The organism is Streptomyces sp. NPDC091649 (genome assembly GCF_044756785.1).
Lineage (GTDB): Bacteria > Actinomycetota > Actinomycetes > Streptomycetales > Streptomycetaceae > Streptomyces.
The window spans coordinates 56,458-72,037 of the sequence record NZ_JBIVTR010000012.1; the positions used below are offsets into that span (position 1 = coordinate 56,458).

Here is a 15,580-nt window from a genome sequence, read left to right on the forward strand (position 1 = left end):
CGGGGATTTCGCCATGGACTACTCCACGGACTTCGACTCGGCCTTCGCCGCGGTCTTGGCGGCGACCACCGCGTCGAAGACGTCCCGCTTGGGCAGCCCGGCGGCAGCGGCGACGGCGGCGATGGCCTCCTTGCGTCGCTCCCCCGCCTCCTCGCGCACGCGCACGCGCCGCACGAGCTCCTCGGCGTCCAGCCCCTCGTCGCCGGAGTCGGTCGCGCCCTCCACGACGACGGTGATCTCCCCGCGTACGCCGTCGGCGGCCCACACCGCCAGCTCACCGAGCGGCCCGCGCTTGACCTCCTCGTACGTCTTGGTCAGCTCCCGGCACACGGCGGCGCGACGCTCGGCGCCGAAGACCTCGGCCATCGCGGCGAGGGTGTCGTCGAGCCGGTGCGGAGCCTCGAAGTAGACCATCGTGCGGCGCTCGTCGGCGTTCTCACGGAGTTTGGAGAGCCGTTCACCGGCCTTGCGCGGCAGAAACCCCTCGAAGCAGAACCGGTCCACGGGCAGCCCCGAGAGGGCCAGAGCGGTGAGTACGGCGCTCGGTCCCGGCACGGCGGTGACCCGGATGTCCTTCTCCACGGCGGCGGCGACGAGGCGGTAGCCGGGGTCGGACACGGACGGCATGCCCGCGTCCGTGACGAGCAGGACCCGCGCCCCGCCGGTCAGCGCCTCGACGAGTTCCGGGGTACGGGCGGACTCGTTCCCCTCGAAGTAGGAGACGACACGCCCCGAGGTGTGGATGCCGAGCGCCTGGGTGAGCCGGCGCAGCCGCCGGGTGTCCTCGGCGGCGACGACGTCGGCCCGCTCCAGTTCGGCGGCGAGGCGCGGCGGGGCGTCCGCCACGTCACCGATGGGGGTTCCTGCGAGCACGAGCGTTCCAGTCGTTCCAGTCACACCGGCCATCCTCGCAGCACGGCGGCACCCTTCGCACAGAAGCGTTCCCTACGATGGCGCGGTGACGAGTACCGCACCCGAGACCCAGCGGGGCCACGACGCCGGGGACCCGCTCGGCGAACAGCCGACCCTCTGGCAACGGCGGCTGCGCCGCTTCGGCCATGTCCCCCGCCCGGAGACCTCGCTCCGCGACCGGCTGGACCCGCCGTACACACGGCCCGGACGGCAGGTGTGGTCGGTGCTCGCGATCCCCCCGCACGTGGCCGACCGGCTGGTGCGGTGGTCCGGCTGGGGCGGCCCGCTGCTGGTGACCCTGGTCGCCGGGCTGCTGCGCTTCTGGCGGCTGGACCAGCCGCACGCGGTGATATTCGACGAGACGTACTACGCGAAGGACGCGTGGGCGCTGGTCAACCAGGGGTACGAGGGGTCCTGGCCGAAGGACGTCGACAAGCAGATCCTCAACGACCCCTCGTCCGTCCCGATCCCGGCCGACCCCGGTTATGTGGTGCACCCGCCGGTCGGCAAGTGGATCATCGGGCTCGGCGAGCAGCTGTTCGGTTTCACGCCGTTCGGCTGGCGGTTCATGGTGGCGGTGCTGGGCACGGTGTCCGTGCTCCTGCTGTGCCGGATCGGCCGGCGGCTGTTCCGCTCCACGTTCCTGGGCTGCCTGGCGGGCCTGCTGCTCGCCGTGGACGGGCTGCACTTCGTGATGAGCCGGACCGCGCTGCTCGACCTGATCGTCATGTTCTTCGTGCTGGCCGCGTTCGGCTGCCTGGTGGCCGACCGGGACCGCTCCCGGCGCCGGCTCGCCGACGCGCTGCCGGTGGACGAGGAGGGGGTGCTGCGCCCGGACGCCCGGATCGCGGAGACCCTGCGCCTGGAGTGGCGGCCGTGGCGGCTGGCGGCGGGTGTGATGCTGGGCCTGGCCTTCGCCACGAAGTGGAACGGCCTCTACGTCCTGGCCGCGTTCGGCCTGATGACCGTCCTGTGGGACGTCGGCGCGCGCCGCACGGCGGGCGCGGTGCGGCCGTACCAGGCGGTGCTGCGACGCGACCTGGTCCCCGCGTTCGTCTCGACGGTGCCGGTCGCGATCGTCACGTACGTCGTCTCGTGGACCGGCTGGATCGTCACGGACAAGGGCTACTACCGCAACTGGGCGGCCACCGAGGGCAAGGACTCCTCCTGGAGCTGGCTGCCGGACTGGCTGCGCAGCCTGTGGCACTACGAGAACCAGGTGTACGACTTCCACGTCGGCCTGACCTCGGGCCACACGTACGAGTCCAACCCCTGGAGCTGGCTCGTCCTGGGCCGGCCCGTCTCGTACTTCTACGAGGAGCAGACCGGCTGCGAGGAGTCGGCGACCGGCAAGTGCGCCAGCGAGGTCCTCGCCATCGGCACCCCGCTGCTGTGGTGGCTGGCGTGCTTCGCGCTCGCGTACGTGCTCTGGCGCTGGTTCTTCCGCCGCGACTGGCGGGCCGGTGCGATCGCCTGCGGTGTGGTCGCGGGCTGGCTGCCCTGGTTCTTCTACCAGGAGCGCACGATCTTCCTCTTCTACGCGGTGGTGTTCGTGCCGTTCCTCTGCCTGGCCGTGACGATGATGCTCGGCGCGATCGTGGGCCCGGCGGCGGGCACGGGCGCCCGGGCCGAACTGGGCCTCACCGCACCGGACCCCTCCGGCGAACGCCGTCGCACCCTGGGGGTGATCGCGGTGGGCGTGCTGGTGCTGCTGGTCATCTGGAACTTCATCTACTTCTGGCCGCTCTACACCGGGACCTCGATCCCGGAGGACCTGTGGCGGGACCGGATGTGGCTGGACACGTGGGTGTAGCGGAGCGGGTGTGACGGGAAGGGCCCGGCGCCGTGCCGGGCCCTTCCCGTCGCCGGGGGCCTCAGCCGCTGTCGGAAGCGGTCCGCGTGAGGCGCCGCAGCAGTGCCCGCCCCCACAGCGTCAGCCCGACGACGGACGCGATCACCGCCACTGCGACAACGACGGGGATGGCCCCGATCAGGAGAAAGGCGACCAGCAGCTCCCCCCAGGTCGGCTCCTCGCCCATCGTGCGACCTCGTCGCCCTCCGCGAGCCAGCCGCCCGCGGCCGGGGCGAGAACAGCCGGGACCGCCGCCTTCCGGCAGGATCTCGGCCGGCAGATGCTTGATGGGGTAAGCCGTCACCGGACCACCGCCGCACGCCCCCGCACGCCCATGTCGCACGCCCCCCGACGCTCGATCCTCGCGCACTCCCCCGTGCACTCCCGGCCAGTCCTGCCCACTACGGCCCTCGATCACACGGCAGCCCCCGGCAGCACCCGACGGGGGCGTTTCCGGCCAAGCATTCCGGTCCGGTAACAACGTCCTCGCTGCCCGCCACCACCCTTTAGGGTTCCTCACAGTTGCCCCTTGAACATGTTCCGGGGGCTCTCCTGGGGAGGGGGACGACAGGAATGCACAGCGGAGCGAAGGTAGCCGTGATCGGCGGAGCGTTCGTCCTGGTGGCCGGCGGGATCGGCTACGGGGCGTACAGCATGCTCGGGGACGCGGTCGGCGGGGACGGCGGTACGCGGAGCGCCTCCGAGTCGTCGGAGGTGAAGTCGGGACCGCCGAGCGCGGAGGAGATAGCGAAGACGTCGAAGGGCTTCTTCGACGCGTGGGCGGCCGGGGACGCGACGGCCGCCGCTCTCCTCACCAACAACGAGTCGGGCGCGGAGCCGGTGCTCGCCTCGTACGGCGAGGACGCCCACATCGGCAAGGTGAAGATCACCCCGGGCCCCGCCGTCGGCACGAAGGTGCCCTACGAGGTCGAGGCCACCGTCTCGCACGACGGGAAGTCCAAGCCCCTCTCGTACGCCTCGGAGCTGACCGTGGTGCGCGGCCTGACGACGGGCAAGGCCCTGGTCGACTGGGCCCCCACGGTCGTGCACCCGCAGCTGACGGAGGGCGCGACGCTGAAGACGGGCACCTCCTCGACGCCGACGATCGAGGCCGTCGACCACAACGGGACGGTGCTGACCAAGAAGAAGTACCCCTCGCTCGGGCCGATCCTGGACGCCCTGCGTGAGAAGTACGGGGAGAGCGCGGGCGGCTCGCCCGGCGTCGAGACCTGGATCGAGCCCGCCGACGAGACCCAGCCGGACATCAACCTGCTCACGCTGGCCGAGGGCGAGCCCGGCACGGTGCGGACCACGCTCGACGCGCGCGTGCAGGCGGCCGCGGAGCGGGCGGTGAAGAAGTTCGACGAGTCCTCGGTGGTCGCCGTGAAGCCGTCCACCGGGGCGATCCGGGCCATCGCCAACCACCGCGCCGACGGCTACAACGCGGCCATGACCGGGCAGTTGGCTCCCGGGTCGACGATGAAGATCGTGACCGCCGCGATGATCATCCAGCATGGCCTGGGAAGCATGAACGCGAAGGTGGAGTGCCCGGCGACGGTGTCGTGGGAAGGGGTGACCTTCCACAACCTCGACGACTTCTCCATCGCCGACCCCACGCTGCGGGAAGCGTTCGCACAGTCCTGCAACAGCACCTTCATCAAGCCGATCAAGCCGCTCGGCGACCGGGCCGGAACGGCTCTCGGCCAGGAGGCCAGGGACTACTTCGGCCTCGGCCAGGACAACTGGCAGACGGGCGTGGCCTCCTTCGACGGCAGCGTCCCGGAGTCCTCGGGCGCCGAGACCGCGGCCTCGTACATCGGGCAGGGCAAGGTGCTGATGAGCCCCCTGAACATGGCGTCGGTGACCGCCACGGCGAAGAGCGGCGCCTTCAAGCAGCCGTACCTGGTCGCCCGGGAGCTGGACAACCGGCCGTTCGCCACCGCCCGTCCTCTGCCGGCCGGTGTCGGGCAGCAGCTGCGGGAGATGATGCGTTACACCGCGACCAGTCCGACCGGCACCGCCACCAAGGCCATGGCGGGCGTCGGCGGCGACAAGGGCGCCAAGACCGGTTCGGCGGAGGTCGACGGGCAGACGTCGAACAGCTGGTTCACCGGCTTCAGCGACGACCTCGCCGCGGCGGCGGTCGTCCAGTCCGGCGGCCACGGTGGCGACGCGGCCGGCCCGGTCGTCGCGGAGGTGCTGCGGTCGGGCGGCTGAGCCGGGCGCGGCCGGCGCCGGGCCGGGGACGCGTGCGAGAGCCCGGGCCCGGCCCGTTAGCGTGCAGCCATGAACGCTTGCGAACCCCCCGAAACCGCTCCCTCCGCACCTGTCTCCCACGCCCACCCCCGGTTCGCCGAGGCACTGGCCGGGCTGGGCCTCCAGGTCGAGGTGCGCCGCTTCCCCGACGCGACCCGGACCGCCGCCGAGGCCGCCGCCGCGGTCGGCTGCTCGCTGAGCGAGATCGTGAAGTCGCTGGTCTTCACGGCGGACGGGGCGCCGGTGCTGGTCCTGATGGACGGCTCCTCGCGGGTGGACGTCGAGCTGGTGCGGCGTGAACTGGGCGCGGGCAAGGTCAAGCGGGCGGACGCGGATCTGGTCCGGGAGACGACGGGATACGCCATCGGGGGCGTACCGCCCTTCGGCCACGCCACCCGGACCCGGGTGCTGGCGGACCGGCGGCTGCTGGACCACGCCGTGGTGTGGGCGGCGGCGGGCACCCCGCACACGGTGTTCCCGCTCGACCCGAGAACACTGATCGCCCACGCGGGCGCGACCGTCGCGGATGTGCGCGAGCCCGCCAAGTGACCCCTCTGGTCGCGCTGGCGGTCCTCGTGGCCGCCGTCACGCACGCCAGTTGGAACGCCATCGCCCACGCGATCAAGGACCAGCTGCTCTCCTTCACGCTGATCTCCGGCGGCGGTCTGGCGATCGGCGTGGCGATCGCCCTGTTCGCCCCGTTCCCGGCGGCCGGGGCCTGGCCCTACCTGGTGGCCTCGGCCGCGCTGCACGTGGTGTACATGCTCCTGCTGATGCGCTCGTTCACGCTCGGGGACTTCGGGCAGATGTACCCCATCGCCCGGGGCACGGCCCCACTGGTGGTGACGGTCCTGGCGGCGGTGTTCGTCGGCGAGCGTCCGGACGGCTGGGCCACCGCGGGCGTGGCGGTGGCCTCGGCCGGGCTGGTCGGGCTGGCGCTGTGGGGCATCCGGGGCGCCGGCGAGCGCCCGCACTGGCCGGCGATCGTGGCGGCGCTCGGCACCGGGCTGGCCATCGCCGGATACACCACGGTCGACGGGGTCGGGGTCCGCGCCTCGGGCACCCCGCTCGGTTACGTCGCCTGGCTGATGGTCCTGGAGGGCCTGGCGATCCCGGCGTACGCGTACTACCGCCGCCGCGCCGGACTCCTCGCGCAGCTACGGCCGCACGCGGTCCGCGGCCTGCTGGGCGCGGCCCTGTCGGTGGCCGCGTACGGGCTGGTGCTCTGGGCCCAGACGAGGGCCGCGCTCGCCCCGATCGCGGCGCTGCGCGAATCGTCCATCATCGTGGGCGCGGCGATCGGCACCTTGTTCTTCAAGGAGCGTTTCGGGGCTCCGAGGATCGCGGCGGCCGGTCTGATGGTCGTCGGCATCGGCTTGATGCTGCACACGAGTTGACGCATCGCAGGTCCGGGCGGGCACGCGTGACGCCCGCTCGCCGGGCCGGCATGCGCGATGCCCCCCGCCCCTGCGGAAAGGCAGGGGCGGGGGGCATCGGGTGAGGAGGGGCCGGGCTCAGACGGTCACCTTCGTCGGCTCGTCGTCCTTGTCCCCGTCCGTTCCGCCGGCCTTGCGGGTGCGGACGTATTCGAGGAAGGTGTCCAGCTCCCGCTTGACGACGGGTGCGAGGAGGTAGAGGCCGATGATGTTGATGACGGCCAGGGTGAAGAGCACCGCGTCGGCCAGGTCGATGAGGGTCTGCAGGGTGAGCAGGGAGCCGGAGACGGCGAACAAGGTGTAGAGGGCCTTGTAGACGGTCTCGCTGGTGCGGCTGCGGCCGAAGAGGTACGTCCACGCCTTGAGGCCGTAGTAGCCCCAGGTGAGGACCGTGGAGAACGCGAAGAGGATCACCGCGACGGTCAGGACGTACGGGAACCAGGGCAGCACGGTCTCGAACGCGTCCGAGGTGATCGTCACGCCGCCGATGGAGTCGTCGTTGCGCGCCTCGCCCCAGCTGGCCGGGTTGGCGATGACGATGGTCAGCGCGGTCATGGTGCAGACGACGACCGTGTCGATGAACGGCTCCAGCAGGGCGACGAGGCCCTCGCTCGCCGGGTGCTTGGTCTTGACCGCCGAGTGGGCGATCGGTGCGGAGCCGAGACCGGCCTCGTTGGAGAACGCGGCCCGCTTGAAGCCGATGATCAGCGCACCGAGCACACCGCCCGCGACGCCCTCGGGGTTGAACGCGCCCTCGATGATCGTGCCGATCGCGGCGGGCACGGCGGTGACGTTGACCAGGATGACCACGAGACACGCGGCGATGTAGATGCCGGCCATCGCGGGGATGAGCCGGCTGGTGACCGAGGCGATGGAGCGGATGCCGCCGAGCAGCACGATGCCGACGAGGGCGGCGACGAGGATGCCGAAGAAGAGGGCGCCGGCGGACGAGCCCATCGCTCCGTCTTCGCCGCCGGTGACGGAGACGAGCTGGGCGTAGGACTGGTTGACCTGGAAGAGGTTGCCGCCGAAGAGCCCGAAGAACAGGATCATGATCGAGGCGAGCACGGCGAGGATCTTGCCGAAGGTCTTGCCGTTCTTGCCGAAGCGTTCGGCCAGCCCCTTGGGCAGGTAGTGCATCGGCCCGCCGGAGACGGTGCCGTCGGCGTGAATCTCGCGGTACTTCACGCCGAGGGTGACCTCGACGAACTTGGTGGCCATGCCGAGCAGGCCGCAGAGGATCATCCAGAAGGTGGCTCCGGCGCCACCGATGGAGACGGCGACGGCCACACCGGCGATGTTGCCGAGTCCGACGGTGCCGGAGACGGCGGCGGTCAGGGCCTGGAAGTGGTTGACCTCGCCGGCCGAGTCCTTGTCGTCGTACTTGCCGCGCACCACGTCCACGGCGAGCCGGAACTTGCGCACCTGGACGAATCCGAACCAGCCGGTGAAGACGAGGCCCGCCACCACCAGCCAGGTGACGATGAGCGGCACTTCTGCCCCGGCGATGATGACGGAGTAGAAGACGATTCCGCCGAGCCAGTCGGCTATGGGCTCGAAGAACCCGCTGACGGATTCGTCGATGTTCTGGGTTATGGAGTCGAGTGTCACGTTGGCTACCTCGATAACGCAGGAGCGGCGGACTGGGGGGCCTTAGCCGGTCGATGTGCGATGGGGGGATGAACGAACGACGCTGTCCGGTGGGCGATCCGGCGCGCCACATGGGGCGGACGACGACGGTGATCGCTCTGGCCTGGTACTGCCGGATCGGCTCCGGCGCTCCGCCTCGGCGGCCCTGCCACCTGCGAAGTTGGGCATTTGTACCACGCCGTTTACCTAACTCTTAGTGACCTGGATCACATTCTGCGATAATACGAGTGAAGATGCTGGGCAGGTGACGTCATCGTTATACGGAAGGCCGGATACGTTTATCGGACACCTATCGGCCGGGCGCGCGGATGCGGGCAGCCGGTGGCGAGGCCGGGCGCCGAAGGCGTCAACCGGCGGGACGCCTCAGCCTCCCAGAGCCGTGCGGAAGCCCTCCACCACGGCGGAGACCTCGGCCGGCGCCTCGTCCGGCAGCAGGTGTCCCGCCCCCTCGATCACGCGGAACTCGGCCCCGAGGCGACGCCGCGCGGCCGGATCGAGGACGTGCGGGGGCAGGAAGGGATCGAACCGCCCCGTGGCGACCAGCGTCGGCACGGAGCGCCGTTGATCGAGCAGCTCCGCGGGCAGAGGGGGCGGAGCCAGACTGGTGCGGCAGCAGCGGGCGACCAGCTCCATCCACGGCCCCAGGTGGCCGGGGATGTTCCCCTGCCCCGGAGCGGCCATCCGGCGTAGCAGCGCCGTCGACCGGGCGACCGTGGGCCGCAGGAGCCACGGGAGAGTGGCGGCCATGAGCGGAGCGGAAACCCGCAGTCGCGTGATGCCGGCGCTGGAGAGCAGCACGCGGCCGGCGATCCGCGGCGAATCACAGGCGAGCGCGACCGCGCCACCCAGGGAATGCCCCACCACAACGGCCGGCCCCGGAACGGCCAGCGCCAGGGCCTCGCCCAGCCACTCCCCGTACCAGGACATGCGCCCGGCGCGAGGCCGCCCGCCCGCGCTGAGCCCCGGCTGACCGGGCAGGTCCAGGACCGTGACGCGCCCCTCCCGGGCCAGCAGCTCCACCAGAGGCAGACACAGGGCGGCGTTCATGTTCGTCCCCGGCAGCAGCACGACACTCGGCTCCCCGTCGCCCGGCTCCGGGCCCGAGGTCAGGACGCTGGTGCTCCCCGCCGACGTCACGACCTCGTGGCGGACGTGAGCGGCGCCCCGGTCCGCGATCCGGTCCACACACCAGGACCGCACCGCTCTCCGCGCCTTCTCGCTCCTGTATACCGATCTCACGCTACCGCCCCGCTCCTGTTCGCTATCGGCATCGGCATCGGCGGAGGCGCGCTTCGCGGTCGGCCGGGGGCCGGTGCTCTGCGGCGTACGGGACGAAGCCGGCCCACACGGCGGGCGCGAGGGAGAGACGGGGACCACGCCTTGTCCTTCAGCACCCTCATCTCACCGTCCGTTCCCGCGCGTTCGCGACCTCGCGCGCTGATGGCTCCCGCCGGGTCGTGCGCCCGCACGCCCCGGTCACCTCGCCGCGCGTCCCGACCGGATCGTCCGGCACCGCGACCCGGCGACGCGCGACATCAACTACCCAAAGAACCAGAGGAAACAACCCCACCCGACCCACCCCCGGCAGCCACCTGACGGACCCCGGGGCGCCCTCGGGCCTCGTCACCCACACGGGTGAGTTTTTCCAACTCCGCTCGCTTTCGGGCTGGTTGTCCGGCATATGCTCACGCCAGCACAACCCAAGACATGCTTCGGCCCCCGACCGGGACTGCAATCCCAACCGAGGGCCTGGCCACCAAGGAAGAAAGCCGCTTCCCGATGGATACCCAGCAGAATACTGCGCTCACGCGCGCCCTTGCGGAGGTTCCCGGACCTCTGCCCGCCTCCGGTGTGATCCACATCGTCATCCCGCACACCAGTCGCTTCACCGTCGTGGGCAACCACCTCGCCCAGCACCCCGACCTCAGCTGCACCGCCGTCGGCATCGCCGTACGCATCCAGTCGCTGCCGCCCGGAGCCCGGGTCGGCATCAAGGAACTCGCCGCCCGCTGCCGGGAAGGCGAGAAACGCGTGGCCGCGGCCCTGCGCGAACTGGAAGCCTGCGGTTACCTGCAACGGGCCCGGGTCCGCCTGCCCGGCGGCCGGATCGTCACCCGCACGGTCTTCTGCAACCAGCCGACCGCACTGCTGCGCCCCCGACACCCGCATGCAGCCGTACAACAACGCCCCGCGCCCGTCCAGGCGCAAGCCGAGGCTCAGCCGCCGGCACCGGCACCGGCACCAACCCAGGCGTCGGCCCCGGCACCGGCAGCGCCCGCAGCCCGACCCGTGACTCCCCCCGCACCGCCCCCGCCCCTGACCCCGCCGCCTGCGCCTCCCCAGCCGCCGGCTCTCCCCTTCGTCCCGCTCGTACCGCCCCCGACCGCGCCCAAACCGCCCCCCACGCCCCTCCCCCGGCCCAGCGGCCCCACCCCGGAACTCGACCGCGCGGCCACCGCGCTCCTCGGCGACCTGCGCCGCCACGCACCGCAGTTCACCCTCTCCGAGACCGACATCCGGCAACTCGCCCCCGGAGTCGCGGCCTGGCTGGAGCGCGACGCCCACCCCGACACCATTCGCCACACCCTCACCAACGACCCGCCGCACCCGCTGCGGCACCCCGCCAAACTCCTCAGGCACCGCCTCACCGCCCTGCTCCCCCCGCCCCTCCCCGGCAGCCTCGATCTGGTCGCCCCCACGCGCCCCCGCATCGCCGTGACGCCCTTCCAGACCTGCGACGACTGCGACCGGGCCTTCCGCTCCTCCGCCCCCGGCCACTGCCGCGACTGCCGCGAAGACCGCGCGCACCGCGCTCACCGGACCGAGGACCGCGCGGGCCGGACCGAGGACCGCACGGGCCGGACCGAAGGCGTGCGGACCGCCGCATAGGACCGTCCACGACCGTTGCACCGTCAGCGAGCCGTCCGCACCAGCTATTTGACCGGTCGTTCCAGTATCGCCTAGGGTCCACACGTGGCCAGAACCAAGGAATTCGACCCGGAAGCCGCGCTGCACGCAGCCCTTGAGCTGTTCTGGCAGCGGGGCTACGAGGCGACCTCGATGGCGGACCTGGTCGACCACCTCGGCATCGGACGCGCCAGCATCTACGCCACCTTCGGCAACAAGCACGAGCTGTACCTGAAGGCACTGGACCGGTACGACGAGAACGGCGCCCCTGGCCTGCTCCGGGAGTTGTCCCAGCCGGGCCCCGCACTGCCCGCCGTGCGTGCGACAGTGCGGCGATTCGCGGCCGAGGCGAGCGCCGACGGCCTTCGTTCGAAGGGGTGCTTCGTCACCAACACGGCCGCCGAACTGGGCCCGCACGACCGGGCGGCGGCCCGCCGGGTCGAGGCGAGCTGGGGGCGCATCGAGACCCTGCTGCACTCGGCGCTGGTACGGGCCCAGGCGCAGGGGGAGCTGCCCGCCGACCGCGATCCGCGCGCGCTCGCGCGCATGCTCCTGGTGCTGATGCAGGGTTTTCGGGTCGTCGGCAAGGCGTCGGACGATCCGGGCCGGGTGCGGGACGCCGCCGAGCAGGCGCTGAGCCTCCTCGACTGATCAACACCCCCCACGGGAGGCGTTTTCTCCAGCCGCATTGCAGAACGTTCGGTCCAGTATCGACAGAGGAATGTTCCCCACCAAAGGAGTCATCACCATGACCGCACGCTTCACCGGTCAGGCCGTCCTCGTCACCGGCGCGGGCTCCGGCGTCGGCCGGGCCGTCGCTCTCGCCTTCGCCGCCGAAGGAGCCTCGGTGGCCGCGGCCGGACGCACCGCCGCGTCGCTCGACGAGACGGTCGCCCTGATCAGGAAGGAGGGCGGTTCGGCAGCCGCGATCACCGCTGACGTCACCCGCTCCGAGGACGTCGGGACGATGGTCCGACGCGTCGTCGAACTCTTCGGCGGTCTTGATGTCGCCGTCAACAACGCGGGCGTCTTCCGGGGAGGCGCGCCCATAGCCGACCTCCCGGAGGAGGACTGGCGCACGCTGCTCGACACCAACGTCACCGGTGTACTCCTCAGCCTCCAGGCGGAAGTGGCCCGGATGCGCGAGCAGCCCACCGGCGGCGCGATCGTCAACATCGCCTCCAACCTCGGCGCGCACAGCCGCATCCCGGGCGTGGCCGGCTACATCGCCACCAAGGCGGCGGTTTCCGCCCTGACCCGGGCCGCCGCCCTGGACCACATCGCCGACGGGGTCCGTATCAACGCCGTCAGCCCGGGCCCGGCCGACACCACCATGTCGCTCCTGCCGGGCGAGACCGACGCCGACCGCGCCCACCGGATGAAGGGCGCGTCGCCGCTGGGGCGGATCTCCTCCACCGCCGAGGTCGCGGCAGCCGTGCTGTACCTGGCCTCGCGGGACGCCGCTTCCGTGGTCGGCAGCGACCTGGTCGTCGACGGCGGCGCCTCCGCCTGACCCCGGACCCCGGTCGTGCACCGCTCCCGTACGGGGCGCCGACGGACAGGGCCTGAGCCCGTCCCGCCCCGTACGGGCTCAGGCGGAACCCTCCTCCCACGCGCCGCCGGAGCGGCGGAGGGGCACCGCCCGGTCACCTGCCGTCAGGTCGCACGGGCGAGGCGCGACCACGGGTTCACGGCTGGGCCATCGCCTGCCGGAAGCCCGTGTTGACCGCGAGGATGCCGCCGTCCACGCGCAGCGTCGTCCCGGTGATCCAGGCGGCGTCCGTGGAGGCGAGGAAGGCAACGGCGGACGCGATGTCCTCGGGGGCGCCGACCCGGCCGAGCGGGTAGAGGGCGGCGGCCCGTTCCAACTCGGCGTCGCGGCCCGCCCAGGCGTCGGTGCGGATCGTGCCCGGGGCGACGAGGTTGACGCGTACGCCGCGGGGGCCTGCGTGGCCCGCCAGCGTACGGGTCAGGCTGGTCAGGCCCGCCTTGGCGGCGCTGTACGCGTGGCCGCCGAAGTCCTGTTCGCCGTTGACCGAGCCGATGGTGACGATCGCGCCCCGGCCTGAGGCGACCAGGTGCGGGAGCGCGGCGCGCGCGCAGCGGAACGGGCCGGAGAGGGTGATGTCCAGGTCGCGTTCCCAGACCTCGTCCGTCTCGTCCTCGAAGAGCGGGGCGTCCTGGCCCGCCGCGTAGGCGTTGTTGACCAGGACGTCGAGCCGGCCGAAGGCGGCGACGGCGTGGGCGACGGCCGCCTCGACCGCTGCCCGGTCGGCGACGTCGCAGGCCAGGGACTCGGCGGTGCCGCCCGCCTCGCGTATCGCCGCCGCCGTGTCGGCGGCGCGCTCCGCGTCCAGGTCGGTGACGAGGACCGAGGCGCCTTCCGCGGCCAGGCGGCCGGCCGTCGCCGCCCCGATGCCCTGGCCGGCGGCGGTGATCAGGACGCTGTAGCCGTCGAAGCGCCGTGACGTGGCGGGAGTCGCTGGTGTCCCAGCCGTCGCAGAAGTCATAGCGCCGACCGTACTGCCCTGACCAGTGCCTGGGCACGGGGGTCGGCGGTGACTCCCTTCTGGAGTCCGTTGGTCACGTAGCCCAGCGCGATGCCGGACTCGGGGTCCGCGAAGCCGAGGGAGCCGCCGCGTCCGGGGTGTCCGAAGGAGCCGGGGCCCAGGAGCGGGGCGGCCGGGCCGTGCAGCATGTAGCCGAGGCCGAAGCGGGTGCTGACGACCAGGACCCGGTCCGGGCCCGCCGACTCCTCGGTGCGGGCCAGGGTGAGCGTGGCGGGGGCGAACAGGCGGCGGTGGCCGTCGACGGGGCCGATCATCGCGGCGTAGCAGCGGGCCAGGCCCCGGGCGGTCGCGATGCCGCCGGAGGCGGGGAGTTCCGCCGCGCGGTAGGCGGGGTCGTTCTCGTCGGGGAACGGGTCGATCGCGCCGAACGCCCTGCGGGTGAGGGAGTCCGGGTCGCGGTACGCCTCGACGACGGAGCGCTTGGGGCGTACACGCAGGGCGCCCGACGCGGCGGAGACGGCCGGGGGGTCCACCGGGCCGACGCGGCCGACGCGGTGGGCCTCGTCGGCGGGCAGTCCGAACCAGAAGTCGAGGCCCAGCGGGCGGGCGATCTCCTCGGCGATCCAGCGGCCGATGGTGCGGCCGGTGGCGCGGCGGACCAGTTCGCCGATCAGCCAGCTGTAGGTCTGGGCGTGGTAGCCGTGGTCGGTGCCGGGTTCCCACTGCGGGCGCTGGGCGGCGACGGCCGCGGGCCCGGAGACGCCGTCGGCGGCCTCGGCGGGAGTGAGGGCGGTGTCCAGGGCCGCGACCCCGGCCCGGTGGGCGAGGAAGTCGCGGACGAGGACGCGTTCCTTGCCGTTCGCCGTGAACTCCGGCCAGTAGGTGGAGACGGGGGCGTCCAGGTCGACCTGGCCGCGCTGGTGCAGCAGCAGGGGCACGGCGGCGGCGATGCCCTTGCCCGCCGAGCGGACGATCTGGACGGTGTCGACGGCCCAGGGCTCGGTGCCGTCGACGTCTTTCGTGCCGGCCCACAGGTCGACGACCTTGCGCCCGTGGCGGTAGACGGCGACGGCCGCGCCGCGCTCCCCGCGCTGCTCGAAGTTCCGGACGAACGCGTCCGCGACCGGTTCGAATCCGGATGCCACCGTGCCCCGTACGTCCACGCCCGCGCCTGCTCCCGTGCGTGCCGCCGGTCCGCCCGCTCCCGCACCCGTGACCGGTTCACCCGCCCCCGTACCCGTAGTTGCCGCACCTGACACCGCGTTTGCCGCTGCGCTCCCGCTCATCCCCCCATGGTGCACGCCCCGGCGGGATGCTCGGTTGGCGGGTCGCCCCGGCCGGCTGCCCGTTCCGCCTCCGTGACGCGAAGGAGGCGGCCCCCACCCCGGCGGTCGCGGGAGGTGCGTCGATGAAACCATCGGGTACACGCACGGGACGGCTCCGCTCCCTGCGGGGCCCGCTCGGTCTCCGCACCCGTACGGACGTGACCCGGCGCGCGGCGGATTCAGGAATCCACCGTCCGGTGAGCGCTTGCTCACCGTGCCACTCGCGCGAAATATGGGACATTAGTGAACAGAGCTATACATATAGGAGGAGCCGGCCTATGTCCCCCGTCATCGAAGTCCATGCCCGCGCCCGGCTCATCACGGACGGCCCGCTGACCCGTCCGGTCCCCGTCGACCTGCGCTACGACCCGGCCGACGAGCGCCGCACCGTCCACTTCGGGCTGCCGGACGGCACCGACTGGGCCTTCGGACGCGATCTGCTGGAACGCGGCATGCGCACCCCGATCAAGCGCGGCTCCGTCCGCGTCTGGCCGTGCGGCCGTACGCAGCTGATCGTGGAACTGCACTCGACGGACGGTGTCGAGGTGTTCCAGTTCGAGATCCGGACACTGATGCGCTTCCTCGCCCGCACCCGTGCCCAGGCTCCGGCCACGCCGCCGGAGACCGGCCGGGAGCCCCGGCCCCCGGCCCGAGCCGCCGGCCCGGAGAAGGGCGTCCAGGCGGCCCGCGGCTGAGGCCCCGCCCGCTCGCACGCGTGCGGCGGGAAACGAG

Annotated in this window: 14 protein-coding genes; 8 read left to right on the plus strand and 6 right to left on the minus strand. The window is 72.4% G+C overall.

Annotated features, from left to right (window positions below; genetic code table 11):
* Window positions 1-18: 18 nt before the first annotated feature.
* Complete coding sequence (gene rsmI / locus ACIQMU_RS20815; protein WP_402689413.1) at window positions 19-906, minus strand: 16S rRNA (cytidine(1402)-2'-O)-methyltransferase; 888 nt, start codon at window positions 904-906, stop codon at window positions 19-21.
* Between the two features lie 52 nt (window positions 907-958).
* On the opposite strand from rsmI, the gene ACIQMU_RS20820 reads away from it, so the two are divergent.
* Window positions 959-2,725 carry a dolichyl-phosphate-mannose--protein mannosyltransferase gene (locus ACIQMU_RS20820; protein WP_402689414.1) on the plus strand — a complete coding sequence of 589 codons (1,767 nt, stop codon included), beginning with the start codon at window positions 959-961 and terminating at the stop codon, window positions 2,723-2,725.
* A gap of 61 nt (window positions 2,726-2,786) precedes the next feature.
* On the opposite strand, the gene ACIQMU_RS20825 is transcribed toward ACIQMU_RS20820, so the two are convergent.
* On the minus strand, window positions 2,787-2,951 hold the full coding sequence (locus ACIQMU_RS20825) for a hypothetical protein (protein ID WP_402689415.1): 165 nt from the start codon (window positions 2,949-2,951) through the stop codon (window positions 2,787-2,789).
* Window positions 2,952-3,337: 386 nt separating this feature from the next.
* Here ACIQMU_RS20825 and ACIQMU_RS20830 point away from each other — a divergent pair, with 386 nt between their 5' ends.
* From ACIQMU_RS20830 to ACIQMU_RS20840, 3 genes are all read left to right on the plus strand, one after another.
* Window positions 3,338-4,981 (plus strand): penicillin-binding transpeptidase domain-containing protein, encoded by a 1,644-nt coding sequence (locus ACIQMU_RS20830; protein WP_352240022.1) that lies wholly within the window; start codon window positions 3,338-3,340, stop codon window positions 4,979-4,981.
* A gap of 69 nt (window positions 4,982-5,050) precedes the next feature.
* The gene (locus tag ACIQMU_RS20835) at window positions 5,051-5,569 is read left to right on the plus strand and encodes a YbaK/EbsC family protein (protein ID WP_352240023.1); all 519 of its coding nucleotides are present in this window, start codon (window positions 5,051-5,053) and stop codon (window positions 5,567-5,569) included.
* Entirely contained in the window at window positions 5,566-6,417 is an 852-nt protein-coding gene (locus tag ACIQMU_RS20840; RefSeq protein WP_352240024.1) for a DMT family transporter, read from the plus strand. The genes ACIQMU_RS20835 and ACIQMU_RS20840 overlap by 4 nt, the downstream gene beginning before the upstream one ends.
* 117 nt (window positions 6,418-6,534) lie before the next feature.
* Here ACIQMU_RS20840 and ACIQMU_RS20845 read toward each other — a convergent pair whose 3' ends face one another.
* A complete protein-coding gene (locus tag ACIQMU_RS20845; protein WP_356727063.1) occupies window positions 6,535-8,067 on the minus strand; it encodes an alanine/glycine:cation symporter family protein in 1,533 nt (510 codons plus the stop codon).
* A gap of 402 nt (window positions 8,068-8,469) precedes the next feature.
* Window positions 8,470-9,345 (minus strand): alpha/beta hydrolase, encoded by an 876-nt coding sequence (locus ACIQMU_RS20850; RefSeq protein ID WP_352240026.1) that lies wholly within the window; start codon window positions 9,343-9,345, stop codon window positions 8,470-8,472.
* Between the two features lie 540 nt (window positions 9,346-9,885).
* On the opposite strand from ACIQMU_RS20850, the gene ACIQMU_RS20855 reads away from it, so the two are divergent.
* The 3 genes from ACIQMU_RS20855 (at window position 9,886) to ACIQMU_RS20865 (ending at window position 12,526) form a co-directional block, all read left to right on the plus strand.
* Window positions 9,886-10,995 (plus strand): hypothetical protein, encoded by a 1,110-nt coding sequence (locus ACIQMU_RS20855; RefSeq protein WP_402689416.1) that lies wholly within the window; start codon window positions 9,886-9,888, stop codon window positions 10,993-10,995.
* An 84-nt stretch (window positions 10,996-11,079) separates the two neighbouring features.
* On the plus strand, window positions 11,080-11,664 hold the full coding sequence (locus tag ACIQMU_RS20860; protein ID WP_352240028.1) for a TetR family transcriptional regulator: 585 nt from the start codon (window positions 11,080-11,082) through the stop codon (window positions 11,662-11,664).
* A gap of 97 nt (window positions 11,665-11,761) precedes the next feature.
* Window positions 11,762-12,526, plus strand: coding sequence for an SDR family NAD(P)-dependent oxidoreductase (locus tag ACIQMU_RS20865; RefSeq protein ID WP_402689417.1), 765 nt, complete (start codon window positions 11,762-11,764; stop codon window positions 12,524-12,526).
* A gap of 175 nt (window positions 12,527-12,701) precedes the next feature.
* Here the strand turns inward: ACIQMU_RS20865 and ACIQMU_RS20870 are convergent, their stop codons facing one another.
* On the minus strand, window positions 12,702-13,523 hold the full coding sequence (locus tag ACIQMU_RS20870) for an SDR family NAD(P)-dependent oxidoreductase (RefSeq protein WP_352240030.1): 822 nt from the start codon (window positions 13,521-13,523) through the stop codon (window positions 12,702-12,704).
* On the minus strand, window positions 13,520-14,686 hold the full coding sequence (locus ACIQMU_RS20875; RefSeq protein WP_402689418.1) for a serine hydrolase domain-containing protein: 1,167 nt from the start codon (window positions 14,684-14,686) through the stop codon (window positions 13,520-13,522). The genes ACIQMU_RS20870 and ACIQMU_RS20875 overlap by 4 nt, the downstream gene beginning before the upstream one ends.
* Window positions 14,687-15,126: 440 nt before the next feature.
* Between ACIQMU_RS20875 and ACIQMU_RS20880 the strand changes: the two genes are divergently transcribed.
* Complete coding sequence (locus tag ACIQMU_RS20880) at window positions 15,127-15,543, plus strand: SsgA family sporulation/cell division regulator (protein WP_352240032.1); 417 nt, start codon at window positions 15,127-15,129, stop codon at window positions 15,541-15,543.
* The last annotated feature ends 37 nt before the right edge of the window (window positions 15,544-15,580 follow it).

What these genes read in the sequence shown, in the direction of transcription:
- rsmI (WP_402689413.1), bottom strand. Translation starts at nt 906, where the DNA reads ATGGCCGGTGTGACTGGAACGACTGGAACGCTCGTGCTCGCAGGAACC.
- ACIQMU_RS20825 (WP_402689415.1), bottom strand. Translation starts at nt 2,951, where the DNA reads ATGGGCGAGGAGCCGACCTGGGGGGAGCTGCTGGTCGCCTTTCTCCTG.
- ACIQMU_RS20830 (WP_352240022.1), top strand. Translation starts at nt 3,338, where the DNA reads ATGCACAGCGGAGCGAAGGTAGCCGTGATCGGCGGAGCGTTCGTCCTG.
- ACIQMU_RS20835 (WP_352240023.1), top strand. Translation starts at nt 5,051, where the DNA reads ATGAACGCTTGCGAACCCCCCGAAACCGCTCCCTCCGCACCTGTCTCC.
- ACIQMU_RS20855 (WP_402689416.1), top strand. Translation starts at nt 9,886, where the DNA reads ATGGATACCCAGCAGAATACTGCGCTCACGCGCGCCCTTGCGGAGGTT.
- ACIQMU_RS20865 (WP_402689417.1), top strand. Translation starts at nt 11,762, where the DNA reads ATGACCGCACGCTTCACCGGTCAGGCCGTCCTCGTCACCGGCGCGGGC.
- ACIQMU_RS20870 (WP_352240030.1), bottom strand. Translation starts at nt 13,523, where the DNA reads ATGACTTCTGCGACGGCTGGGACACCAGCGACTCCCGCCACGTCACGG.
- ACIQMU_RS20880 (WP_352240032.1), top strand. Translation starts at nt 15,127, where the DNA reads ATGTCCCCCGTCATCGAAGTCCATGCCCGCGCCCGGCTCATCACGGAC.